Source organism: Paracoccus sp. UBA889, assembly GCA_002294185.1.
Taxonomy (GTDB): Bacteria; Pseudomonadota; Alphaproteobacteria; order Rhodobacterales; family Rhodobacteraceae; genus Paracoccus.
On the sequence record DBFD01000076.1, the window covers coordinates 11,361 to 33,512 of the forward strand.

Below are 22,152 nucleotides of genomic sequence, written 5' to 3' on the forward strand. Positions count from 1 at the left end.
GTCGGGCGCAAGCTGTCGGACGAGGGCGAGGCGGCGATGCGCCTGCTGGACGAGGTGCTGGATTGCGCCAAATCGGCGCAGGCCGATCATCCGCGACTGGCCAATGACCTGTGGCAGGCGGCCGAAACCCTGCGCGAGGCGACGCAGACGCTGCTGGACCGCGATCTGCCGGACCGGTTCGCAGGGGCCGTGCCCTATCTGGCGGCCTTCGCGCGGGTTCTGGGCGGGTGCTATCACCTGCGGGCGGCGCAGGCGGGTGGTGGGGCGCATCTGGCACTGGCGCGGATCTTCATGGCCCGCGTGCTGCCGCGCAACTCGGGCGATCTGGCCGAGGCGCTGGCCGGGCTGGACGACCTCTCGGCGATCAGCGATGCGGCGCTTGCCGGCGATTTCGGCGCGTGATCCACTATCCCTGGCAGGAGCCCCCGGCGGAGGGCATGGCGGTCGAGGTCGCGCCGGGCATCCTGTGGATGCGGCTGCCGCTGCCGATGGCGCTGGATCACGTCAATGTCTATGCGCTGGACGACGGCGATGGCTGGACGATTGTCGATACCGGCTTCGACACCGGTCGCGGCCGCGCGATCTGGGACGTGCTGCGGGCTGGTCCGCTGGCGGGGCGGCGGATCAACCGGGTGGTCGGGACGCATCACCATCCGGATCATATCGGGCTGGCAGGCTGGTTCATGGATCGCGACGGCGCCGAACTGGCCATCAGCCGCACTGCCTGGCTGATGGCGCGGATGCTGCAACTGGACGTGCAGGAACGGCCCAGCCCGCAGGCGCTGGATTTTTGGCGCCGCGCCGGAATGCCGCCCGCGATGCTGGCCGAACGCGCGGCGCAGCGGCCCTATAACTCGGCCGATGTCGTCCATCCGCTGCCCCTCGGGTTCACGCGCATCGCCGAGGGAGACGAGATCGCGGTGGGCGGGCGGCGCTGGCGGGTTGCGATGGGCCATGGCCATGCGCCCTGCCATGCGACCCTCTGGTCGCTGGATGACGATCTGGTGATCGGGGGCGACCAGCTTCTGCCCTCGATCTCGCCCAATCTCGGCGTCTATCCGACCCAGCCCGAGGCCGATCCCGTCGGCGAATGGCTGGAAAGCTGCACCCGGCTGGCCGGTCTGGCGCGGCCCGGTCACCTGGTCCTGCCCGGCCACAAGCTGCCCTTCACCGGGCTGCCCGACCGGCTGCGGCAATTGATCGACAACCATCACGGCGCGTTGCGGCGGATGCGCGAGGCGCTGGCAGAAAGGCCGCGCAGCGCGGTCGAGTGTTTCGACATCCTGTTCAAGCGCCGCATCGGTCCGGCGGAATACGGGCTGGCGCTGGTCGAGGCGGTGGCGCATGTGAACCATCTGCGGCGATCGGGCGCGATCCGGGCCGTCGGCACAAGGCAGGGTGCGACCCTTTGGGGGGCGTGACAGGACGGCGGGCATCCGCTATGGCAGGACAGGACCAGGAAAGATCGCGGAGAGCAGGGAACATGGCGAGCGAACACGACAATCAGGATCACAAGCACGGCTCGATGGATATCAGCCAGCAGCAGGCGACCTTCCACGGGTTCATCCGTTTCGCGACCTGGGTGGTGATCCTGTCGCTGCTCGCCCTGATCTTCATGGCGCTGACCAACGCCTGAACCATTCGGAACCAATCCCCATGAAAAGACGTGTCTTCCTGGCGGCCTCGCTGCCGGCCCTTCTGACAGCCTGCGGCGCCGACAACATCTGGGCCAGCGACGAGCGGGTGCGCGCTGCCCGCTACGTCTCGCCCGAGCCGCCTTCGATCGCGCTGTTCACCGTGATCGGGATTCCGCGCGGCCAGGGCGGGCATTCGGCACTGATGATCAATGGCAGCCAGCGGGTGATCTATGATCCGGCCGGCAGCTGGAGCCATCCGCAGATCCCCGAACGGTATGACGTGCTTTATGGAATTACCGACAATTTCAAGCGGTTCTATATCGATTATCACGCCCGCAGCACGTTCTGGGTCGCTCAGGACACGGTTCCGGTCAGCCGCGAGGTCGCCGACCTGGCGATTCGCCGGGCCGAGGAGAACGGCGCCGCGAACAAGGCGTTCTGCGCGATCGAAACCAGCGCCGTGCTGCGCGGCGTCCCGGGATTCGAAGGCGCGCCCTTCGGTTTCTCGCCGATCAGGCTGCGCAACTGGTTCCTGACCCTGCCGGGCGTGCAGTCGCAGAAATTCCAGGACGGCGACCCGGCCAACAACCATGACGTCCTGATCCGCCAGAAGAACGGCGTGCTTACCGGCTATCCCAGAACGTAAAGCATCGCGAACAGCACCGTCGCGCCTGCCACGATCGAAAGGATCACGTTCTTCGTCAGCACGCCGACGGCGATCGTGACCGCGGCGGCGGACAGGCGGGCGGGTTCGGGCTGGCCCCCGGTCGCGGCGGGCCACATCACCAGCGGCGCGACCAGCGCGGGCAGAACCGCGACGGCGGTATAGCGCAGCATCCGGATGACGATGGGCGGCAGATCGCGGTCGCCCAGCGTCGCGAGAAAGGACCAGCGGATCAGGAATGTCCCGATCCCGAGCGCCAGGATCACGATCCAGATGGACAGGTCCGAGGTGACCGGGCTCATCCCTGGGTCGCCTTTCCGCGTTCCATGACCGTCTCGACCAGCGCGCCGGTCGCCATGCCTGCGAGGGCCGCGATCATCAGCCCCAGCCCCGAGGGCAGGCCCGCGAAGACCAGCGCCAGCACGATCGCCACCCCGCAGGCCGCCAGATGCGCGGGCGTGCGCAGCATCGGCGCGATCATGGCCAGAAAGGTGATCGGCATGGCAAAATCCAGCGCGATGTCATCCGGGATGGCGCGGCCCAGCGTGGCGCCGGCCCATGTCGCAAGGCTCCAGGGCAGGCACAGCAGGGTCGCGCTGCCGAAGAAATAGGCCAGACGCTGCGGCAGCGTCAGCCGGGGATGGCGTTCGTAGTGCTGCAAGGACAGGGCAAAGCTTTGATCGATCAGCAGATAGGCGATCAGCACCTTCTTGCCGGCCGAAGCCCCGCGCAGCCATGGCACCAGCGAGGCCGAATACATCGCCATGCGCAGATTGACCGCCAGTCCCGACAGGATCACCAGCAGCGCGGGCGCCTGGTCGCTGATCAACTGGACCGCGGTGAATTGCGAGGCGCCCGCGAAGACCAGGATCGAAAAGCCCATGGTCTGCGCCAGATCCATCCCCGCCTCTTGCGACATGACCCCGAAAAGCAGCGCGAAGGGCACGACCACGATGAGAAACGGCGTCGTGGCGATCATGCCATGCAAGAAGGATGCGCGCGGGCTGCGGGCCAGCGCGCGAATCTCGGCCGGCGCCCGGGGCGGCGCTTTGCCGGCCCCGCCACCGCGGGCCGGCCCTGGGGCGGGAAAAGGTGCCATGGCACTTTCATTCACGGACGGTTCGCGCCACCTTGCTTGCATGACGCGCAACCGGACGCAAGACCGACCCGTGACCCTCGAAAGCCCGATTTCCGCGGCGCATCTGCCGGCGGCAGCCGCCCTGTGGGGGCGCCACTTCGCATGTCCGCGCGCGGCGCTGACGGCGCGCAGCGTCTGTGCGAGACATGGAATCGTTGCGTTGAACGCCACCGGCCGTGTCGTCGGCGTGGCCGGCTTTCGCGATGCGGGGGGCGGTTTCCTGCGCCGGGCGCCGTGGTGGGGCGGCCTGTTCTACCGTGACGCGCCCGCCACCGCCGCGCTGGTGATCGACGGTATCGTGGCGCTGCCGCGTGGCGAGGGGGTGGGCCGCGCGCTGATCCGCGCCGCTCTGGCCGAGGCGGGCAGGCAGGCCCGCCCCGGCCTGCGGGCCGAGGTGCGCGGCCGGAACGCGGATGCATTGCGGTTCTATCGCCGTCTGGGCTTTGTCGAGGAGGGGCGCGGGCGCTATGGCTGGGCCTGGTCGGGGCAGGCCCTGCTGATGCGGCTGCCGGCCTGATCGCCCCTTTGCGCCCGGCCCGGCTTTCTGCCAGAACGGTGCCGCGACTGTCGCGAAAGGAATGCCGCCATGACCTCGGACGCGCCCGCTTTCGGCAAGGGCTGCAATCTTCATCTGATCGACGGATCGGCCTTCATCTTCCGCGCCTATCACGCGCTGCCGCCGCTGACGCGCAAGTCGGACGGGCTGCCGGTGGGCGCGGTCGCGGGGTTCTGCAACATGCTGTGGAAATACGTCACCGACGAACATGGCAGCGATGCGCCAACCCATGCGGCGGTGATCTTCGACCATTCCGCCAAGACCTTCCGCAACGAGATTTACAACGCCTACAAGGCCAACCGCCCCGATCCGCCCGAGGATCTGCGCCCGCAATTCCCGCTGACCCGTGACGCCACCCGCGCCTTCAACATCGCCTGCATCGAGACCGAAGGCTACGAGGCCGACGACATCATCGCCGCGCTGGCCTGCAAGGCGCGGGATGCCGGCGGTTCGGTCACCATCATCAGCAGCGACAAGGATCTGATGCAACTGGTGGGCGATGGCGTGCAGATGCTGGACCCGATCAAGGGCAAGCCGATCGGCCCGGACGAGGTGAGGGAAAAGTTCGGCGTCGGCCCCGACCGGGTCGTCGATGTGCAGGCGCTGGCGGGCGACGCGGTGGACAACGTGCCCGGCGCGCCGGGCATCGGCATCAAGACCGCCGCGCTGCTGATCCAGGAATATGGCGATCTGGAAACCCTGCTGGACCGCGCCGACGAGATCAAGCAGCCCAAGCGCCGCCAGACGCTGATCGAGAATGCCGAACAGATCCGCATCTCGAAACGGCTGGTGACGCTGGATTGCGATACGCCGTTGGATTTCACGCTGGAAAGCCTGGAGGTGCGGGATCCTCATGCCGAGACGCTGCTGGGATTCCTGTCCGAGATGGAGTTCCGCACCCTGACCGCGCGCGTCGCCGAACGGTTGGGGGCCGAGGCGCCGCCGGTCGTGTCCGCGCCGCCTTCGGACGTGGCCGCCGCGCCCGAGATGCCGGCGATCGATCCCGCCAGCTACGAGACGGTGACCGACATGGCGGCGCTGGACCGCTGGATCGTGGCGATCCGCGAAGTCGGGCAGGTCGCCATCGACACCGAAACCACCGGCCTTGACGAGATGCGCGCCGATCTGGCCGGGATCTGTCTGGCCGTCGCGCCCGGACAGGCCTGCTATATCCCGGTGGGCCATGTCGCGGGGGGCGACGATCTGTTCGGGCAATCGGCGCTGGTCGATGGACAATTGGCCCTGGATCAGGTGCTGGCGGTGCTGAAACCGGTGCTGGAGGATGCTGCGATCCTGAAGATCGGGCAGAACCTGAAATACGACTGGAAGATTCTGGCCCGCCACGGCATCCGCATGGACCCCATCGCCGACACGATGCTGATGTCCTATGCGCTGAACGCGGGCACCCACAATCATGGCATGGACGAGCTGGCCGAGCGCTATCTTGGCCATAAATGCATCCCGATCAAGGGCTTGATCGGTTCTGGCAAGGCGCAGATCAATTTCTCGCAGGTTCCGATCGACAAGGCCGCGCCCTATGCGGCCGAGGATGCCGATGTGACCCTGCGTCTGTTCCGGCATTTCGCGCCGATGCTGCCGGCCCAGCGGGTCACGACCGTCTACGAAAGGCTGGAGCGCCCCATGGTCGCCGTTCTGGGCGAAATGGAGATGGCCGGCATCCGCGTCGATGGAGACCATCTGAAGCGGATGTCGAATGCCTTTGCTCAGAAGATGGCGCAGCTTGAGGAAGAGATCCACGATCTCGCGGGCCAGAGCTTCAATGTCGGCAGTCCCAAGCAATTGGGCGAGATCCTGTTCGACAAGATGGGCCTGGCTGGCGGCAAGCAGGGCAAGACCGGGGCCTATTCCACCAGCGCCGACGTGCTGGAGGATCTTGCGGTTGAGCATGACCTGCCCGCCCGGATCCTGGACTGGCGCCAGATAGCCAAGCTGAAATCGACCTATACCGACGCGCTGCAGGGCCATGTGAACCCGGAAACCGGGCGGGTCCATACCAGCTATTCCATCGCCGGGGCGCAGACCGGGCGGCTGGCCTCGACCGACCCCAATCTGCAGAACATTCCCGTGCGCACCGAGGAGGGCCGCCGCATCCGCGAGGCCTTCATCGCCGCGCCGGGGCATCGGCTGGTCAGCCTGGACTACAGCCAGATCGAGTTGCGAATCCTGGCCCATGTCGCCGACATCCCGGCGCTGAAACAGGCTTTCCGGGACGGCATCGACATTCACGCCATGACCGCCAGCCAGATGTTCGGCGTGCCCGTCGAAGGCATGGACCCGATGATCCGCCGGCAGGCAAAAGCGATCAATTTCGGCGTGATCTACGGCATTTCGGGCTTCGGCCTGTCGCGCAACCTGCGCATTCCGCGGGCGGATGCGCAAAGCTTCATCGACACCTATTTCGAGCGATTCCCGGAAATCCGCGCCTATATGGATCGCACCGTGACCGACGCGAAATCAGATGGCAGCGTGCGGACGCTGTTCGGGCGGCGCATCAACACGCCCGGAATCAACCAGACCGGGCCGGCCGCGGGCGGCGCGCGGCGCGCGGCGATCAACGCGCCCATTCAGGGGGCTGCCGCCGACATCATCCGCCGTGCCATGATCCGGATGCCGGATGGCATCGGCCATCTGCCGGCGCGGATGCTGTTGCAGGTCCATGACGAACTGGTCTTCGAGGTCGAGGAGGGCGCGATCGACGACCTGATCGCCGCCGCCCGCACCGTCATGGAGGGCGCGGCCGAGCCCGTGATCAGGCTGTCGGTGCCGCTGGTCGTCGATGCCGGGCACGGCGCGACCTGGGCCGAGGCGCATTGATCCGGACCTGCGGTTGCCCATGTCAGGACAGGCGGATGATCCGGCGGCCGCAGATCGCGCGGTCGCTGACCATCCCAGCCCGAGGCCCGTTTCAGTGACCATCCCCGATCGGTCTGGAATCGAGGGTGCTTGCGCGATGCTTCGCGATCCACTATATGAAATCCGCTATGTTATCTCTGCTTCGATCTGTCTCCCGTCTTGCGGCTTCAGTCTTCGAGTTGATCTGACCGGCCGGGCCGTCGCAATCTCGCGGGCGGCAAATGACAGGAGACATCACGATGGCCAATGGCACCGTGAAATGGTTCAATTCCACCAAAGGCTTCGGCTTTATCCAGCCGGAAAGCGGCAAGCGGGACGTGTTCCTGCACATCTCGGCGGTCGAACGCGCCGGTCTGCCCCATCCGCAGGACGGCCAGGCCGTGACCTTCGACATCGAAGCCGGCCGTGACGGCCGCGAATCGGCGACGAACCTGAAATTCGCCTGAGGCGTTTTTCTCGTCCCGCGATGACCGGGGGCCAGCCCCCGGACCCCCGGGGTATTTGAACACCGAAGAAGGCGGTCGAGAGGCCGCCTTTCTTGTTATGGCTCGGGGCGATGGTGCGCGACATCGCCCGCCGGCTGCATCGGCCCTATCGGGCCATGAAAACCGGGATTGTCGCCTTTTCCAGCATGTTGCGCGTGGCGCCACCCAGGATCGCCTCGCGAAAGCGGGAATGGCCATAGGCCCCCATCACGATCATTTCGGCGCCGATTTCGGCCGCGCGGCGATCCAGTTCCTCGCTGATCGCCGAGCCGGTCCGGGCGAGGACGGCGATTTCGGCGTGGACACCATGCCGCGTCAGCATCCGCGTCAGCGCGCTGCCGGGATCGGTGCCTTCGGGGCCGCCGCCGCGCGGATTGACGATGGTGATCTCGACGTTGTCGGCCGCCTGCAGCATCGGCAGGGCGCGCCGCACGGCCGCAAGCGCCTCGGTCGACTGGTTCCAGGCGACCAGGATGCGGCGCGGAGGCTGGGCCGGAACGCCGGGCTTGGGCAGGACAAGAACCGGGCAGCCGCCCTCGAAAAGCGCGGCCTCGATCACGGTCTCGGCCTCTCCGGGCGCGTCTTCGGCATAGGGGCGCGACAGAACCGTCAGGTCCGAAAACCGCGCCTTCACGCCGACCAGGCTGGTGACGCCCCCCATCTGCACCACCGCCGTATCGACCGACCAGCGCAGATCGCTGGCCGATGCAAGATGGTCGCGGACCTTTTGTTCCAGTGCCTCGGCATCTTCCATCGCGGCGTCAAGCGCTTCCTGAAAAGCATAGGGCGTGCCGCCGGGAAAGTAATATCCCGCCTGGCTGAGATCGACGCCGAGGCAAAGGATGTCGAGATGCGCGTCCTCGCGCGTGGCGAGTGTTTCGGCATCGTCCAGCAGGCTGATCTGCGTCGGTCTGGACAGCACGGTGAGGATCGTCTTGTAGCCCATCATCATCTCCTTCCGGGTTGGATTCGGATGGTATCAGGACAGCCTGCGCCTTGCCTTGATCGGCGTCAAATCCCGCCGTGGAAAGACGGGCAATGCTGGCGAGCTATGCGGCCAGAACGCCGCGCAGGGAATTCGGTGCGGATTCGACGATATCGACCTGAACCAGATCACCGATGGCGGCATTGGGCGCGTCCACGAAAACCGAATGCAGATAATCCGACTTGCCAACCATCTGGCCCGGCAGGCGGCCCGGTTTTTCGAACAGGACGCCAAGCCTGCGACCGACCATGGCCTGCTGCGCCACCTTCTGTTGACGGGCCAGCAGTGCCTGCAATTCCTGCAAGCGGGCATCGGCGACCGCCGCGTCGATTTCGGGCCGTTCACAGGCCGGGGTGCCGGGACGCGGTGAATATTTGAAGCTGAAAGCGGTGCCGAAGCCGACCTGCTCGATCAGGCGCAGCGTGTCGGCGTGGTCTTGTTCGGTCTCGCCGGGAAAGCCCACGATGAAATCGCTGGTCAGGATGATGTCGGGCCGCGCCGCGCGGATGCGGTCGATCAGGCGAAGATAATGATCGGCCGTATGCCTGCGGTTCATCGCCTTCAGGATCCGGTCGCTGCCCGACTGCACCGGCAGATGCAGATAGGGCATCAGTTGCGGCACCTCGCCATGCGCGGCGATCAGGTCGTCGGCCATGTCGTTGGGGTGGCTGGTCGTATAGCGGATGCGGTCGAGGCCGTCGGTCTGGGCCAGAGCCCGGATCAGCCGCCCGAAGCCCCATTCGCGCCCGTCCTGGCCTGTGCCGTGCCAGCCATTGACGTTCTGACCCAGCAGCGTGATCTCGCGGACGCCGCGCGCGACCAGGTCGCGGGCCTCGCGCAGGATCCGGTCGGCGGGGCGGCTGACTTCGGCGCCGCGGGTATAGGGGACGACGCAGAAGGCGCAGAACTTGTCGCAGCCTTCCTGCACGGTCAAAAAGGCCGCAGGTGCGCGGCGGGTGGCGCGGGGGGCGGGCAGGTGGTCGAACTTGTCCTCGGCAGGAAAGTCGGTGAGGATTCGCGGCGCCTGGCCCCGTACCATCGCGGGCAGGCGGTGATAGGTCTGCGGCCCGACGACCAGATCGACCAGCGGCATCCGGCGCACGATCTCCTCGCCCTCGGCCTGGGCCACGCACCCCGCCACGCCGATCGTCAGGTCCGGCTTTTCGGCCTTCAACGGCTTCAGGCGGCCCAGATCGGAATACAGCTTTTCGGCCGCCTTCTCGCGGATGTGGCAGGTATTCAGCAGCACCATGTCGGCGTCGGCCTGGTCTTCGGTCAGGACATAGCCTTCGGCACCCATCGCCTCGGCCATGCGCTGGCTGTCATAGACGTTCATCTGGCAGCCATAGGTCTTGATGAAAAGTTTTTTCACCGGCGCGGTGCTGGCCTTGTCGCTCATGTCATGCTGTCCTTGGAATCCGGGTGCTGATACAGCAAAGGGCGGGTCTTGGAAAGGCGGCCATGGACAGCGATCTCGTCACTATCGGCAATATCGGCCCCGCGACCGCGAGGGCGCTGACCGCCGCAGGGGTGGCCGACGCAGCCAGCCTGCGCCGGATCGGCGCGCACGAGGCCTATCGCGCGCTGCTGGTCGCGGGCGGGCGGCCGCATTTCATCGGCTATTACGTGCTGCACATGGCCTTGCAGGGTCGGCCGTGGAACGATTGCCGGGGCGAGGAAAAGGTCGCGCTGCGTCGCCGGTTCGATTCGCTCGTGGCCGAAATGAAAGGCGTTTCACGGTCGGAGATCGACGCTGCCCTGGACCAGATCGGCCTGCGACGAGGCTGATTGACCCTGAAACCAGAGGGAAATTTTTTCTTGTCGTAGATACCAACCGGTTGGTATATTCAGGACATGGGACGCAAGACACGGCATGATCCGGATCGGGGCGATGCGCGGACAAGGCTGCTGGAGGCGGCGCGCGACATCGTCCGGGCACAGGGCTTTGCCGCGACCAGTGTCGATCAGTTGTGCAGGGCGGCGGGTGTGACGAAGGGGGCGTTCTTTCACCATTTCGCCAGCAAGGAGGCCCTGGGCGTGGCGGCGGCGGAATACTGGACCGAGATGACCGGGTCGCTGTTCGAAGCCGCGCCCTATCACGACCATGACGACCCGCTGGACCGGGTGCTGGCCTATGTCGATTTTCGCCGCGACATCATCGCCGGCGATCCCGCGGCCTTCACCTGCCTCGCAGGCACCATGACACAAGAGGCGTTTCACCTGCATCCGGCGATTCGCGACGCCTGCGCCGCTTCGATCTTCGGCCACGCCGCCACGCTGGAGCCGGACATCGCCGCCGCGATGGCGGCCCGCGGCCTGACCGGTATCAGCCCCGCCAGCCTTGCCGCCCATATGCAGGCGGTATTGCAGGGGGCGTTCATCCTTGCCAAGGCTGCCGATGATCCCTCGGTCGCCAGAGACAGCGTCGATCATCTGCAACGCTATCTGAGGTTGCTGTTTTCAACACCACCCGAAGGGAGAACCACATGAAGGACGCCGAATTCGAACTGGTTCTGGACCGCGTGATGGGCGCCCCGCGTGAGGCCGTCTGGCGCTGCTGGACCGATCCGCACCTGCTGGAACAATGGTTCTGCCCCAGGCCGTGGCATGTCACCGATGCGGTTCTGGAATTGCGTCCGGGTGGGCAATTCTCGACCGTGATGCACGGTCCTGACGGGGAGGAGTTTCCCACGATGGGCGTGTTCCTGGAAGTGGTCGAGGGGCGCAAGCTGGTTTCGACCGACGCCTTCACGCCCGGCTGGCGTCCGGCGGGCAAACCCTTCATGGCCTCCGAGGCTGTGCTGGACGATGCCGGCGAGGGGCGCACCCGCTATATCGCCCGCGCCATGCACTGGAACGCCGAGACGCTGAAGGAACACGAGGCCATGGGCTTTCACGAAGGCTGGGGCAGAGCCGCCGACCAGTTGGAGGCGCTGGCGAAATCCCTGTGACGCGCGCAGCGAAACATTGGTGATCGGGAATCCCCTGGAACCGATGGCGGACACCTGGCGACGGGAGAGCAGCGATGAACCGCAAGGTTGCGACATGTTTCTGGTTCGATCATCAGGCGATGGAAGCGGCGGAATTCTATGTCTCGCTGCTGCCCGACAGCCGCATCGTCGACGTCAGCCATTATATCGAGGAACAGGACATGGCGCCGGCGGGACGCGTTCTGGCGGTCGATTTCACGCTGGCCGGCACGCCCTACATGGCATTGAACGGGGGGCCGCATTTCACCCTGTCCGAGGCCGCCTCGATCCGCGTGATGACCGAGGACCAGGCCGAGACCGACCGGCTCTGGGCGGCATTGATCGCGGATGGCGGGGCGGAATCGCGATGCGGTTGGCTGAAGGACCGTTTCGGCATGTCCTGGCAGATCGTCCCGCGCCGGGCGATGGCGCTGATCACCGGATCGGAGGCAGGCAGGGTCTGGCCGGCGCTGATGGCGATGGGCAAGATCGACATCGCCGCGCTGGAATCCGCCGCCCGCGGCTAGTTCGAGGCATCGCGCAACTGCCGCGCCAGAAAGCGGGCCGCGCGGCGCCAGCTTTCATCATTGTCGCCCCTGAAATTCAGGTTGCGGCTGACGATCAGGTCGCCCGTCCCGACATCGACGAGATTGGCGAAAATCTGCAAGATCAGCGTGCTGGTCTTCTGCACCACCACGAACAGCGCCCGGTCGGCCCCGGTCGCGCGGGCCTTGTCCAGCAGGCAGGCGGTGGTCTGCGGCTGGCAATCGGCTATCGCCGCCGCGTCCAGCAGAATCGCTCCCTTCGTCTCGGCCTTCAGAACATCGGCGAGCAACAAGAGCCGCGCCTCGTGCGCCGCGCCCTGATCGCCGGGCTCTCTCGACGTGTCCAGCAGCTTGACCGGCAGAATCGCCAGCGGCTCGGCGGCGATGGATAGCGGATGCAGCGTCAAGAGGGCAGCAAGCACAAGGTGGCGCATCGCTTTCTCCTTCCCGAGATCAGGCTAGCGCGCGGCCACGGATCGGACAATCATCCCTTGGTCTGTGCCGGGCTCAGTTCGGCGCAGGGCGGCGCCCTGACGCGGCCGTGATCCTTGGCCCCTCGGTCTTCATGTCGATGGAAACGGCTCCGCTTTGCCGCAGCCTTCGGGGATCGAAGGCCAGGCAGGGCGGCACCTCGGGCAGACCTTCGATCGGTTCGCTGGCCACGACGATGCGGTTCGGGCGGCAGGCCGCAAGCGCGCGCCGGCCCGATCCCTTGCCGGTGAAATGCAGAACCTGCCAATCTGCCGTCACAACCGCCTGGCGGTCGCGTCTGTCGCCCTGCCAAGCCGGACGCGCGGCCGATTCCTCTTGTGTGGCGGTGTCGCCATCCTCCAGCAGCCAGGTTCTGACAATGAAGGATCCGCCCGAGGGTTTCGACACCGCCCGGCCCGATGGCGTCATCAGCCCGACAGCCTCGCCCTCGGCTGCGATCAGGATCTGCGGGCGCGCGGCTGTCAGCCACAACGCGGCCGATCCCGCCAGCATCAGCAGACCCGCGACCAGACCCGCGGCCAACGGGCCGGGCCGGGACGCGGCCAGATCCCGCCGCCAGCACAGGACCGCCGCGACCGCGCCGAACCCCATCAGCGGCAGCACCGGGGCGGGCGGTGCCGCGACAGCGGTGACGGCCCCGTCCAGTCCGGCGACGAATTCGGCCACGCGAAGCATCCAGTCGGTGCCCAGGCCCATGATCCACAGGGCCGGTCCCGCCAACCCGATCGGGGCCAGCAACGCCGCGATGACCCCGGCCGGCATGACCAGGGTGCCCATGACCGGCACCGCCAGCAGATTCGCCAGCAGGCCGTATTGCGCCATGCGGTTGAAATGGGCCGCCGCAAGGGGCGAGGTCGCCATGGCCGCGACGAAGGACGAGACCAGCAACATCAACAAGGGCCGCAGCCAGAAGGGCAGGCGCGGTGCCAGACGTGACCACGGGCCATAGGTCAGGATCAGTGCGATGGTGGCCGCGAAACTCATCTGGAAGCCCGGCGAAATCAATGATTCGGGGCTGAGGATCAGGATGATCGTCGCCGCCAGCGCCACCGTCCGCAACGAGATCGCGCGCCGGTCTGCCAGAATCGCGCCCAGCATGACGGCAACCATCACGAAGGCGCGTTCGGTGGCGACGCCGCCGCCCGAAAGCCACAGATAGGCCGAGGCCGCCGCGATCGCCGCACCGGCCGCGATCTTGTGCACGGGCCAGCCACAGATCATCCCGATGCCCTGTGCCGCCACCAGCGCCATCCGCAGCGCGCCATAGACGAAACCCGCCAGCATTCCCATATGCAAACCCGAGATCGAGATGATGTGGTAGAGATTCGAGGCGCGCATCACCGCATTCGTGGCCTCTTCGATGCCCGAGCGGTCGCCGGTCATCAGGGCGGCGGCCACCGCTCCCTTCTGTCCGCCGATCCGGTCCTGCATCGCCCGGCTTATCGCGATCCGGGCGCGGTGCATCCACCACAGGCCGCCTTCGGGGGCGGCCACGGCCATGACCGGCGTGCGGCTGTAGCCGACGGCGCCCAACCCCTCGAACCACGCATATTGGCGGAAATCGAAACTGCCGGGCGCGGCCGGGCCAGAGGGCGGGCCCAGATTTCCGGTCAGCATGACGCGCTGACCCAGCGGCGGCAGATCCCCGGCCGCCATGTCCATCAGCGACAGCCGCACCTTGCCGGGTGTCCGCGCGGGCGACACGTCGCGCAGCACGACGCGATCCAGCGTCAGCCTGATACGGTCGCGGGCGGATCGGTCGATCTCGACCAGCCGTCCCTCGACCGGTCCGTAATAGCGCCATTCCAGAACCGGCGCCGCGACATGGGCCGAGCGAATTCCGGCAAGTCCGGCCCCCGCCACGACCAGCACGATCGCCATGCCGCCGATCCGCAAACCGTCGCTGAACGCCCAGCCGATTCGTCCGCGTTCGGCCAGCGGCTGAGACAGCCGGGCCGCGACGAATCCGGCAAGCCCCAGACCTCCGGCGATGATCCAGAACCCGGTTCCGGGCAAGGCGGGCCAGGCGAACCACAGCGCGATCCCCAGCGACAGGCAGACCGGCACCCAGGGAAACAATCCCGCGCGACTGGCCGCCGCCGGACGGGGGCGGCGGATGTCGGCAGGCGCGGCGGCGTTGGAGCGGGCCCGGGTCAGTCCCGGCAGCGCGGCCGCGGGCGCGGAGAGGATCGGAACAGGGCCGGGCCCCGCTGCGGCGCGCATTCTTGTCCTTTCGCGATGGCTTCTCTATCTCTGCCTCACGACCCTGGCACGGCGGCACTTACCAAAGTGTTAACGCAGCCCTGTCCGCCCCGAGATTGACCAGCGAAAAGTTTTCCCATGTCCGAACAAGCCCCGATCGTCACCCGATTTGCCCCGTCACCGACCGGCTATCTGCATATCGGAGGCGCGCGGACGGCGCTGTTCAACTGGCTTTTCGCGCGCGGCAGGGGTGGCAGGTTCCTGTTGCGGATCGAGGATACCGACCGCGCGCGATCCACCCCCGAGGCGACGGACGCGATTCTGAAGGGGCTGGAATGGCTGGGCCTGGACTGGGATGGCGAACCGCTCAGCCAGTTTGCCCGCAAGGACCGCCATGCCGAGGTTGCGCGTGACATGCTGGCGCGTGGCGCGGCCTACAGGTGCTATTCCACCCCCGACGAGATCGCCGCCTGGCGCGAGGCGCATCCGCGCGAGCCTTTCAAGAGCCCGTGGCGCGACGCGACCGACCTGCCGGATGCTGCCTATGCGATCCGCCTCAAGGCTCCGCAGACCGGCGAGACGGTGATCGAGGACGCCGTGCAGGGCCCGGTCCGCGTGGCCAATGATCAGCTGGACGACATGGTGCTGTTGCGCAGCGACGGAACCCCGACCTACATGCTGGCGGTCGTGGTGGATGATCACGACATGGGCGTGACCCATGTGATCCGGGGCGACGATCACCTGACCAACGCCGCCCGCCAGATCCAGATCTTCGACGCGATGGGCTGGAAGCGGCCGGTTTTCGCCCACATCCCGCTGATCCATGGCGAGGATGGCAAGAAACTGTCGAAACGCCACGGCGCGGTTGGCCTGCACGAATTCGCGACGCTCGGCTATCCGGCCGGGGCGATGCGCAATTACCTGGCGCGTCTGGGCTGGAGCCATGGCGATGACGAGTTGTTCGATGACGCGCAGGCACGGCACTGGTTCGATCTGTCCGGGATCGGGCGCGCGCCCGCCCGGCTGGATTTCAGAAAGCTGGAACATGTCAGCGGCCATCATATCGGCGCGATGGAGGATGACGTCCTGATGCAGGCGCTTGGGGATTATCTGGCCGATACCGGCGCCGCCCCGCTGAGCGCGCGCCACCAGGAGCGGCTGCGACCGGTCCTGCCGGCTCTGAAGCAAAAGGCCCGGACCCTGCCGCAATTGCTGGAACAGGGGCACTTTGCGCTGATCGACCGCCCGGTCCGGATGGATGACAAGGCGACCGGGATGCTGGACCCGGTATCCCGTGGTATGCTGAAATCATTGACTGCCGCGCTGCAGCATGCTAGCTGGCAGCGAGACGAGCTGGAGAAGGCGGCCAAGGCTGTCGCCGAGGAAAACGGCGTCGGGTTGGGCAAGCTGGCGGCGCCCCTGCGCGCTTCTCTGGCCGGCCGGACTGCGACCCCCAGCGTGTTCGACATGATGATGGCGCTAGGCCGCGACGAAACGCTGGCCCGGCTTCAGGACCAGACCGAATTGGCAGGCTGATCCCTGCTTTCACATTCCGGGTTGTCTTCCGAATATTCGCGCGCGGACGACCCGGCCAAGCCGGAAAGGACTTTTGGATGGCCGAGACAAAGACCGCCAAATTGCTGATCGACAATTCCGATTACGAGCTGCCCATCCTGTCCCCGACCGAGGGGCCGGACGTTCTGGACATCCGCAAGCTGTATGGCGAGGCGGGCGTTTTCACCTATGATCCGGGCTTCACCTCGACCGCAAGCTGCGATTCCACGATCACCTTCATCGACGGCGACAAGGGCGAATTGTGGTATCGGGGCTACCCGATCGAGCAACTGGCCGAGAAATCGCATTATCTGGAAGTCTGCTACCTGCTTCTCTATGGCGAATTGCCGACCGTCGAACAGCTCAGCGATTTCGAACATCGTGTCACGCATCATACGATGGTGCATGAACAGATGCACAATTTCTTCCGCGGCTTCCGCCGCGACAGCCATCCCATGGCGACGATGGTCGGCGTGGTCGGCGCAATGTCGGCCTTCTACCACGATTCGACCGACATCTCTGATCCCTGGCAGCGCGAGGTCGCGGCGATCCGCCTGATCGCCAAGCTGCCGACGATCGCGGCCATGGCCTATAAGTATTCCATCGGCCAGCCCTTCGTCTATCCGCAGAATGATCTGGATTACGCCAGCAATTTCCTGAACATGTGCTTTTCGGTCCCGGCCGGGAAATACGATGTCGATCCGGCGCTGGCCAAGGCGATGGACCGGATTTTCACGCTGCATGCCGATCACGAACAGAACGCCTCGACCTCGACCGTGCGGTTGGCGGGATCCTCGGGCGCCAATCCCTTTGCCTGCATCGCGGCCGGCATTGCCTGCCTGTGGGGGCCCGCCCATGGCGGCGCGAACCAGGCCTGCCTGGAAATGCTGAAACAGATCGGCACCGTGGACAAGATCCCCGAATACATTGCCCGCGCCAAGGACAAGGACGATCCGTTCCGCCTGATGGGCTTTGGCCATCGGGTCTACAAGAACTTCGACCCCCGCGCGACGGTGATGAAGGAATCGGCGGACGAGGTTCTGGACCTTCTGGGCATCCAGAACAATCCGACCCTTCAGGTCGCCAAGGAACTGGAGAAGATCGCGCTGGAGGACGAATACTTCGTCTCGAAGAAGCTGTATCCGAACGTCGATTTCTATTCGGGCATCATCCTGTCCGCGATGGGCTTTCCCACCTCGATGTTCACGCCGATCTTCGCGCTGTCGCGGACCGTCGGCTGGATCGCCCAATGGAAAGAGATGATCAGCGATCCGCAGAACAAGATCGGTCGGCCGCGCCAGCTTTATGTCGGTGCGGACCGGCGGGACTACGTCGGTCTTGACGACCGCTGAGCCCTGCCAGGACAACGAACGGCCCCGGAGCGGATCCGGGGCCGTTTCGCTGCGCCCGCATCATGTGCTGTGCGCGATCGGCTGGCAGGGCAAGGGCTATTCGCCGGATTTCACGCGGAACATGGACCGCATCGTGGTGCAGCGACTTCGTGCCGATCCCGCGACCGAGGTCGTCTTCACCCAGGGCGCGGATGCGATCTGCGGACCCTGTCCCTCGCGCCGCGGGACCGGTTGCCGGATGCAGACCAGGATCGACGGGCTGGACCGGCGCCACGCAGAAGCCCTGGGCATCGCGCCGGGTCAGCGTATGCCCTGGTCCGAGGCGCAGCGCCGCGCATCGGAACTGCTGCCCGCTGATCTGGACCGGATCTGCGCCGGTTGCCGCTGGCTGGACCTTGGCCTGTGCAAGGCGGCGCTGGCGGCCTTGCGGCGCGGATGACAGCCAAAGCCGCCGCGCGGCCGCGACGTGGCTGGATCGGTGACCGGGCGCTTGCGACTTCCAGGCGATTACCACCCATTCGCGGCCGGTGCACACATGGCCGCGTCGCAGCCCCTCGACCGAGCCGGAATAACGAAACCCCGCCTGAATGGCGGGGCTTGTCAGCAATCGCCCGCGGGCCGGGACGCGATGTCAATTGCCGCCGAGGATGCCGTTCAGGGCGCGGCTGAGAGCGTCGTCTGAATTGGCCGAGGTCGAGCTGCCCGGCGTTTGTGGCGCGCTGCCGCCCACCTCGGTCGGGGCCGCGCCAATGATTCGGCCGCGCTGCTGGCTACTGCCCTCGACGCTGTTCATCACGCCCGCCAGCGCCGCCGCCAGCGGATCATCGGCAGAACCCGAAGTGACCACTTTCGGCGTCGAATTGCCCTGGGACATGATCACCCCGCTGCCATCGGGCGAAACGGTGGACAGCGGCAGTTCGGGCAGGCCTTCGTGAATATCGGTCATCACCGCCTGCCAGATCTCGGCCGGCAATCCGCCGCCGGTCACGCCCTTCAGCGGCGTGTTGTCGTCATAGCCCATCCAGACGCCGACGACATATTGTTCGGTAAAGCCAACGAACCAGGCGTCGCGGTAGCTGCTGGTCGTGCCGGTCTTTCCGGCGGCCGGGCGCGAGCCCAGCTTGGCCCGCTTGCCGGTGCCCGAATCGATCACCTGCTGCATCATGTAGATCAGCTGACCGGCCGCGCGCGGGCTGATCACCCGCTGGCCCAGGCCGCCCAACTGCCCCATCAGCGGCTGGTCGTCGCCCTTGATGGACAATTCGACCAGGCCATAGGGCGCGACCGAGGTGCCGCCATTGCGGATCCCGGCATAGGCACCGGTCAGTTCCAGCAGCGTGGCCTCGGAGGCGCCAAGGGCCAGCGAGGGGCTTGTGGTCAGGTTGCTGACGATGCCGAAATCACTGGCCACCCGGCGCACCGCATCGCGTCCCACGATCTCTTGCAGGCGGACCGTCGCGGTGTTCAGCGAGTTCTTCAGCGCCGTCTCCAGCGTCACGTTACCATAGAAGCGGCGGGTATAGTTCTTTGGCGACCAGTTTTTTCCGCCGGGGATGCGGATCGTGATCGGCCCGTCCTCAATGATGTCCGAGGGCGAATATCCCGCCTCCAGCGCCGCGGCATAGACGAAGGGCTTGAAACTGGACCCGGTCTGCCGCTTGGCCTGGATGGCGCGGTTGAAGGCCCCGTTCACGGTGTTGTCGCGACCGCCGATCATCGCGCGCACCGCGCCATCGGCGGACATCACCACGACGGCGGCCTCGGCCTTGCTGTTGCCGCCCAGCTTCTCGTCGAAAATCCGTTTCAGTGCGCGTTCGGCCGCCCGCTGGATGTCCTGATCGAAGGTGGTCTTGATGGTAATGTCGTCGGTCGTCTCGCTGGTCAGGAAACCGGGGCCCGAATCCATGACCCAATCGGCGAAATAGCCGCCCGCGCGGGCCTGCGCCGCCTTGGACAGGACCGCCGGATTCGCCTTGGCTTCGGCATATTGCTTGTCGTTCAGATAGCCCTGCTGTTTCATCAGATCCAGGATCACATCGGCCCGACCCTGGCTGCGTTCCAGATCGGCGGTCGGCGCGAAATAGCTGGGAGCCTTGAGCAGCCCGGCCAGCATCGCGGCCTCGGCCGGGGTCACATCGGTTGCGGGCTTGTTGAAATACCGCTCGCTCGCCGCCTCGAAGCCGCGCGCGCCGGCCCCCAGATAGGACCGGTTCATGTAGATGTTGAGGATGTCTTGCTTGGAATACTTGGCCTCCAGCGCGAAGGCGAAGGGGACCTCCTTGACCTTGCGCCACAGGCTGCCGACGCGGCAGCTGGCCTCGAATTCGGCCTCGTTCTTCCAGCGGATCGGATCGAATGTCTCGCCGAGGCACAAAAGCTTGGCCACCTGCTGGGTAATGGTCGAACCGCCATTGCCTTCCAGCGGACCGCGGCCTTCGGCAAGGTTGATCCGGATCGCGCCCGCGATACCCCGCGGGCTGACGCCCAGATGGCTGTAGAATCGACGGTCCTCGGTCGCGACCACCGCATCGCGCAGGACCGGGGCGGTTTTCTCGCCGGTGACGGTGCCGAATGTCTCGCCCCGCCAGGCAAAGACGCGGCCCTCGCGATCCAGCATGGTGACCGATCCGCGCGCACGCGCGTCGAACAATTCCTTCGCGTCGGGCAGGCCCGCATAATAATAGGCCGAGGCCCCGCCGATGATCAGCAGAACCACCATCGTCAGCCGCCAGAACGAACCCCACAGGATGCGCCAGAACAGCCAGACCGTGCCCGCGACGGCCCGCACGACGACATTGCCCCGCTTGCGCTGGTTCGGCTTGTGCCGGCGCACGGCCGATTTCGAGGCCGCTGCGGCCTTGGGAGAACTGCGCTTGTCGGCAACAGGGCTTTTGCCCGTGCGCTTCGGGGTGCCGGTCGGTCGTTTCATGTGGTCCAGATGCCTGCTTGACTGCCCTGCCGGTTCTTTCTCCGGCCAAGTTGGCCATCAGCATACAGCAAGAATCGGGCAGAGGGAATTCTCCTGACCAATCCGTGAAGGGGCGGTGTCTTGCCGCCGAAAGCCCGGCTCGTCCGGGAACTTGCCGCGACCGCCGCCTGACGCGGCAAAATCCGCGAACATGCACAGGTGACGGGCAGCGGGCCGCGGCGCCGAACGCAATCTGCCCGTTTCTTGGGCCTTGGGCAGCCGGCAACGCCAATTTTGAGGCAGCCGATATTTCTGCCGGCGCCGGGCAGCGCGCCGCCTTGTGCCGAAGCCCCGGAATTTCCGATCAAAGGCCGGATGGCAGCCCGTCCGGCGGCTGCGGCACGGAAGTGAGGTAAACAGATGAAAAAGTCCCTCCCGCTCATCGCGACGCTTGCGTCCCTGGCAGCCCTGCCTGCCGTGGCGCAGGATGCGGCCCCGGCCGAGGTGGCGGCCGCGGTCAGCGCGGACGTCGTCTACATCTTCAACACGCTGCTGTTTCTGATCGGCGGTTTTCTGGTCATGTGGATGGCGGCCGGCTTTGCCATGCTTGAAGCCGGGCTGGTCCGATCCAAGAACGTGACCACCCAGCTTTTCAAGAACATCGCGCTGTTCGGCATCGCGGGCATCATGTACTGGCTGATCGGCTATAACCTGATGTATCCCGGCGACTGGACCGTGCCGGGCGTCGTCGGTGAGATCTTCAGCCCCAAGACCATCGATCCGGTCGGGGCAGGGGTCGCCGGTGACGGCTATTCGGCCGGATCGGATTTCTTTTTCCAGCTCATGTTCTGTGCCACGACCGCCTCGATCGTATCGGGTACCCTGGCCGAGCGGGTGCGACTGAACTCCTTCCTCGTTTTCACCGTCGTGCTGACCGGCCTCATCTATCCGGTTCAGGCAAGCTGGCAATGGGGCGGCGGCTTCCTGTCGGAAATGGGCTTTTCGGATTTCGCCGGCTCGACGCTGGTTCACAGCGCCGGCGGCTGGGCCGCGCTGGCAGGGGCGCTGGTTCTGGGCGCGCGGGCCGGAAAGTATCGCGCCGACGGGCGGATGCAGCCGATGCCCGGATCGAACCTTGCGCTGGCGACGCTGGGCACCTTCATCCTGTGGCTGGGCTGGTTCGGCTTCAACGGCGCCTCGCAACTGTCCATCGGCTCGGTCAACGATGCCGCCGATGTCAGCCGTATCTTCGTGAATACCAACATGGCCGCCTCGGCCGGGGCGGTGGCCGCAATCATCGTCACCCAGCTGGCCTATGGCAAGATCGACCTGACGATGGTGCTGAACGGCGCGCTGGCGGGTCTGGTCTCGATCACGGCCGAGCCGCTGACGCCGTCGATCTTCGCCGCGGTCCTGATCGGCGGCATCGGCGCCACCCTTGCCTGCCTGGCGGTTCCGATGCTGGACAGATTCAAGATCGACGACGTGGTCGGTGCGATCCCGGTTCACCTGATCGCCGGGATCTGGGGCACGCTGATCGTCCCGGCGACCAACCCCGACACCGGCTTCGTCACCCAGATCATCGGCATCGTGGCCATCGGCGCCTTCGTCTTCAGCGTCAGCCTGGTCGTGTGGCTGGCGCTCAGGGCGTTCGGCGGGATCCGTGTCAGCCAGGATGCCGAGATCACCGGTCTCGACATCTCCGAGATGGGGATGGAGGCCTATCCCGACTTCGTCCAGGCCAAATAGGCCGGGGCATTTCCCCGAAAGGGCGGGTTGCGCAAGCGGCCC

22 protein-coding genes are annotated in these 22,152 nt (G+C 66.2%); 15 read left to right on the top strand and 7 right to left on the bottom strand.

Going from position 1 to position 22,152, the window contains the following annotated elements:
- The 4 genes from B4L36_RS15390 to B4L36_RS15405 all read left to right on the top strand — a co-directional run.
- Positions 1–402: acyl-CoA dehydrogenase C-terminal domain-containing protein (locus B4L36_RS15390; RefSeq protein WP_292958976.1), on the top strand; the 402-nt coding region annotated here is incomplete at its 5' end.
- Positions 403–437: 35 nt separating this feature from the next.
- On the top strand, positions 438–1,421 hold the full coding sequence (locus B4L36_RS15395; protein ID WP_292959096.1) for an MBL fold metallo-hydrolase: 984 nt from the start codon (positions 438–440) through the stop codon (positions 1,419–1,421).
- A 62-nt stretch (positions 1,422–1,483) separates the two neighbouring features.
- Positions 1,484–1,636 carry an aa3-type cytochrome c oxidase subunit IV gene (locus B4L36_RS15400; RefSeq protein ID WP_292958978.1) on the top strand — a complete coding sequence of 51 codons (153 nt, stop codon included), beginning with the start codon at positions 1,484–1,486 and terminating at the stop codon, positions 1,634–1,636.
- Between the two features lie 20 nt (positions 1,637–1,656).
- Positions 1,657–2,283: a hypothetical protein gene (locus B4L36_RS15405; protein ID WP_292958980.1), complete on the top strand. Its 627-nt coding sequence runs from the start codon at positions 1,657–1,659 to the stop codon at positions 2,281–2,283.
- Here the strand turns inward: B4L36_RS15405 and B4L36_RS15410 are convergent.
- Positions 2,268–2,603 (bottom strand): AzlD domain-containing protein, encoded by a 336-nt coding sequence (locus B4L36_RS15410; protein WP_292958982.1) that lies wholly within the window; start codon positions 2,601–2,603, stop codon positions 2,268–2,270. The two genes, B4L36_RS15405 and B4L36_RS15410, sit on opposite strands and share 16 nt — an antisense overlap.
- Positions 2,600–3,280 carry an AzlC family ABC transporter permease gene (locus tag B4L36_RS15415; protein WP_292958984.1) on the bottom strand — a complete coding sequence of 227 codons (681 nt, stop codon included), beginning with the start codon at positions 3,278–3,280 and terminating at the stop codon, positions 2,600–2,602. Before B4L36_RS15415 ends, B4L36_RS15410 begins: the two co-directional genes overlap by 4 nt.
- A 160-nt stretch (positions 3,281–3,440) precedes the next feature.
- On the opposite strand from B4L36_RS15415, the gene B4L36_RS15420 reads away from it, so the two are divergent.
- From B4L36_RS15420 to B4L36_RS15430, 3 genes are all read left to right on the top strand, one after another.
- Positions 3,441–3,956 carry a GNAT family N-acetyltransferase gene (locus B4L36_RS15420; protein WP_292958986.1) on the top strand — a complete coding sequence of 172 codons (516 nt, stop codon included), beginning with the start codon at positions 3,441–3,443 and terminating at the stop codon, positions 3,954–3,956.
- A gap of 69 nt (positions 3,957–4,025) precedes the next feature.
- Positions 4,026–6,830 carry a DNA polymerase I gene (gene polA / locus B4L36_RS15425; RefSeq protein WP_292958988.1) on the top strand — a complete coding sequence of 935 codons (2,805 nt, stop codon included), beginning with the start codon at positions 4,026–4,028 and terminating at the stop codon, positions 6,828–6,830.
- 278 nt (positions 6,831–7,108) lie between these two features.
- The gene (locus B4L36_RS15430; protein ID WP_292959097.1) at positions 7,109–7,315 is read left to right on the top strand and encodes a cold-shock protein; all 207 of its coding nucleotides are present in this window, start codon (positions 7,109–7,111) and stop codon (positions 7,313–7,315) included.
- Positions 7,316–7,460: 145 nt separating this feature from the next.
- On the opposite strand, the gene B4L36_RS15435 is transcribed toward B4L36_RS15430, so the two are convergent.
- Together B4L36_RS15435 and miaB are read right to left on the bottom strand one after the other, a co-directional pair.
- Positions 7,461–8,300 (bottom strand): universal stress protein, encoded by an 840-nt coding sequence (locus B4L36_RS15435; RefSeq protein ID WP_292958990.1) that lies wholly within the window; start codon positions 8,298–8,300, stop codon positions 7,461–7,463.
- 103 nt (positions 8,301–8,403) lie between these two features.
- The gene (miaB, locus tag B4L36_RS15440) at positions 8,404–9,738 is read right to left on the bottom strand and encodes a tRNA (N6-isopentenyl adenosine(37)-C2)-methylthiotransferase MiaB (protein ID WP_292958992.1); all 1,335 of its coding nucleotides are present in this window, start codon (positions 9,736–9,738) and stop codon (positions 8,404–8,406) included.
- Between the two features lie 62 nt (positions 9,739–9,800).
- On the opposite strand from miaB, the gene B4L36_RS15445 reads away from it, so the two are divergent.
- From B4L36_RS15445 to B4L36_RS15460, 4 genes are all read left to right on the top strand, one after another.
- Positions 9,801–10,127 carry a TfoX/Sxy family protein gene (locus B4L36_RS15445; RefSeq protein ID WP_292958993.1) on the top strand — a complete coding sequence of 109 codons (327 nt, stop codon included), beginning with the start codon at positions 9,801–9,803 and terminating at the stop codon, positions 10,125–10,127.
- 66 nt (positions 10,128–10,193) lie between these two features.
- Complete coding sequence (locus tag B4L36_RS15450) at positions 10,194–10,829, top strand: TetR/AcrR family transcriptional regulator (RefSeq protein ID WP_292958994.1); 636 nt, start codon at positions 10,194–10,196, stop codon at positions 10,827–10,829.
- Positions 10,826–11,290, top strand: a complete 465-nt coding sequence (locus B4L36_RS15455) for an SRPBCC family protein (protein ID WP_292958996.1) — start codon at positions 10,826–10,828, stop codon at positions 11,288–11,290. The genes B4L36_RS15450 and B4L36_RS15455 overlap by 4 nt, the downstream gene beginning before the upstream one ends.
- Positions 11,291–11,364: 74 nt before the next feature.
- Complete coding sequence (locus tag B4L36_RS15460) at positions 11,365–11,835, top strand: VOC family protein (protein WP_292958998.1); 471 nt, start codon at positions 11,365–11,367, stop codon at positions 11,833–11,835.
- On the opposite strand, the gene B4L36_RS15465 is transcribed toward B4L36_RS15460, so the two are convergent.
- Together B4L36_RS15465 and B4L36_RS15470 are read right to left on the bottom strand one after the other, a co-directional pair.
- Positions 11,832–12,287 (bottom strand): DUF2380 domain-containing protein, encoded by a 456-nt coding sequence (locus tag B4L36_RS15465; RefSeq protein ID WP_292959000.1) that lies wholly within the window; start codon positions 12,285–12,287, stop codon positions 11,832–11,834. The two genes, B4L36_RS15460 and B4L36_RS15465, sit on opposite strands and share 4 nt — an antisense overlap.
- 73 nt (positions 12,288–12,360) lie before the next feature.
- Positions 12,361–14,568 carry a ComEC/Rec2 family competence protein gene (locus B4L36_RS15470; RefSeq protein ID WP_292959002.1) on the bottom strand — a complete coding sequence of 736 codons (2,208 nt, stop codon included), beginning with the start codon at positions 14,566–14,568 and terminating at the stop codon, positions 12,361–12,363.
- 117 nt (positions 14,569–14,685) lie between these two features.
- Here B4L36_RS15470 and gltX point away from each other — a divergent pair, with 117 nt between their 5' ends.
- The 3 genes from gltX (at position 14,686) to B4L36_RS15485 (ending at position 17,892) form a co-directional block, all read left to right on the top strand.
- Entirely contained in the window at positions 14,686–16,083 is a 1,398-nt protein-coding gene (gltX, locus tag B4L36_RS15475) for a glutamate--tRNA ligase (protein WP_292959004.1), read from the top strand.
- 77 nt (positions 16,084–16,160) lie between these two features.
- Positions 16,161–17,453 (top strand): citrate synthase, encoded by a 1,293-nt coding sequence (gene gltA / locus B4L36_RS15480; protein ID WP_292959006.1) that lies wholly within the window; start codon positions 16,161–16,163, stop codon positions 17,451–17,453.
- Positions 17,440–17,892 (top strand): DUF1284 domain-containing protein, encoded by a 453-nt coding sequence (locus tag B4L36_RS15485; RefSeq protein ID WP_292959008.1) that lies wholly within the window; start codon positions 17,440–17,442, stop codon positions 17,890–17,892. The genes gltA and B4L36_RS15485 overlap by 14 nt, the downstream gene beginning before the upstream one ends.
- Positions 17,893–18,084: 192 nt before the next feature.
- Here B4L36_RS15485 and B4L36_RS15490 read toward each other — a convergent pair whose 3' ends face one another.
- On the bottom strand, positions 18,085–20,382 hold the full coding sequence (locus B4L36_RS15490; protein ID WP_292959010.1) for a transglycosylase domain-containing protein: 2,298 nt from the start codon (positions 20,380–20,382) through the stop codon (positions 18,085–18,087).
- 399 nt (positions 20,383–20,781) lie between these two features.
- Here B4L36_RS15490 and B4L36_RS15495 point away from each other — a divergent pair, with 399 nt between their 5' ends.
- Entirely contained in the window at positions 20,782–22,110 is a 1,329-nt protein-coding gene (locus tag B4L36_RS15495) for an ammonium transporter (RefSeq protein ID WP_292959012.1), read from the top strand.
- Positions 22,111–22,152: the final 42 nt, after the last annotated feature.

Bases quoted from the DNA above. Each gene is read 5' to 3' on its own strand.
- B4L36_RS15495 (WP_292959012.1), top strand. From the start codon at position 20,782: ATGAAAAAGTCCCTCCCGCTCATCGCGACGCTTGCGTCCCTGGCAGCC.
- miaB (WP_292958992.1), bottom strand. From the start codon at position 9,738: ATGAGCGACAAGGCCAGCACCGCGCCGGTGAAAAAACTTTTCATCAAG.
- B4L36_RS15395 (WP_292959096.1), top strand. From the start codon at position 438: ATGGCGGTCGAGGTCGCGCCGGGCATCCTGTGGATGCGGCTGCCGCTG.
- B4L36_RS15405 (WP_292958980.1), top strand. From the start codon at position 1,657: ATGAAAAGACGTGTCTTCCTGGCGGCCTCGCTGCCGGCCCTTCTGACA.
- B4L36_RS15460 (WP_292958998.1), top strand. From the start codon at position 11,365: ATGAACCGCAAGGTTGCGACATGTTTCTGGTTCGATCATCAGGCGATG.
- B4L36_RS15410 (WP_292958982.1), bottom strand. From the start codon at position 2,603: ATGAGCCCGGTCACCTCGGACCTGTCCATCTGGATCGTGATCCTGGCG.
- B4L36_RS15435 (WP_292958990.1), bottom strand. From the start codon at position 8,300: ATGGGCTACAAGACGATCCTCACCGTGCTGTCCAGACCGACGCAGATC.
- B4L36_RS15450 (WP_292958994.1), top strand. From the start codon at position 10,194: ATGGGACGCAAGACACGGCATGATCCGGATCGGGGCGATGCGCGGACA.
- B4L36_RS15445 (WP_292958993.1), top strand. From the start codon at position 9,801: ATGGACAGCGATCTCGTCACTATCGGCAATATCGGCCCCGCGACCGCG.
- B4L36_RS15455 (WP_292958996.1), top strand. From the start codon at position 10,826: ATGAAGGACGCCGAATTCGAACTGGTTCTGGACCGCGTGATGGGCGCC.
- gltX (WP_292959004.1), top strand. From the start codon at position 14,686: ATGTCCGAACAAGCCCCGATCGTCACCCGATTTGCCCCGTCACCGACC.
- polA (WP_292958988.1), top strand. From the start codon at position 4,026: ATGACCTCGGACGCGCCCGCTTTCGGCAAGGGCTGCAATCTTCATCTG.
- B4L36_RS15430 (WP_292959097.1), top strand. From the start codon at position 7,109: ATGGCCAATGGCACCGTGAAATGGTTCAATTCCACCAAAGGCTTCGGC.
- B4L36_RS15470 (WP_292959002.1), bottom strand. From the start codon at position 14,568: ATGCGCGCCGCAGCGGGGCCCGGCCCTGTTCCGATCCTCTCCGCGCCC.
- B4L36_RS15465 (WP_292959000.1), bottom strand. From the start codon at position 12,287: ATGCGCCACCTTGTGCTTGCTGCCCTCTTGACGCTGCATCCGCTATCC.
- B4L36_RS15490 (WP_292959010.1), bottom strand. From the start codon at position 20,382: ATGAAACGACCGACCGGCACCCCGAAGCGCACGGGCAAAAGCCCTGTT.
- B4L36_RS15400 (WP_292958978.1), top strand. From the start codon at position 1,484: ATGGCGAGCGAACACGACAATCAGGATCACAAGCACGGCTCGATGGAT.
- B4L36_RS15420 (WP_292958986.1), top strand. From the start codon at position 3,441: ATGACGCGCAACCGGACGCAAGACCGACCCGTGACCCTCGAAAGCCCG.
- B4L36_RS15415 (WP_292958984.1), bottom strand. From the start codon at position 3,280: ATGATCGCCACGACGCCGTTTCTCATCGTGGTCGTGCCCTTCGCGCTG.
- gltA (WP_292959006.1), top strand. From the start codon at position 16,161: ATGGCCGAGACAAAGACCGCCAAATTGCTGATCGACAATTCCGATTAC.